Origin of the sequence: Halomonas marinisediminis, assembly GCF_004347715.1 — a bacterium.
GTDB classification, from domain to species: Bacteria; Pseudomonadota; Gammaproteobacteria; order Pseudomonadales; family Halomonadaceae; genus Halomonas; species Halomonas icarae.
In genome coordinates this window covers 1-279 of record NZ_SLTR01000392.1, presented here as the reverse complement: position 1 = coordinate 279, position 279 = coordinate 1, and the positions used below count along the sequence as shown (strand labels likewise).

Here is a 279-nt window from a genome sequence, read left to right as displayed (position 1 = left end):
ACCTGACCTACTGGATGAACAAGCTGCAATCGATCCCCAACGACGATCCGCTCTTCGTGACGCTCAACACCACCAGGCCGATCCGCGGCGCGCTGATCTATGACACGGTGACCTTCCACCACCCGGTCTACGACATGCCGGCGCAGCATGCGCGCGAGGCGCTGCGGTCCATGCAGGGGATGCGCAACACCTATTTCCGCGGCGCCTGGATGCGCAACGGCTTCCATGAGGACGGGTTCGCCAGGGCCGTGGACGCGGTCGCGGTCCTGAACGCGCGCA

Annotated in this window: 1 pseudogene; it reads left to right on the top strand. The window is 65.2% G+C overall.

The annotated features are described in order from the left end of the window. Positions 1-14 precede the first annotated feature (14 nt). Positions 15-279 (top strand): annotated as a pseudogene (locus E0702_RS17125) (NAD(P)/FAD-dependent oxidoreductase); the annotation flags it as partial.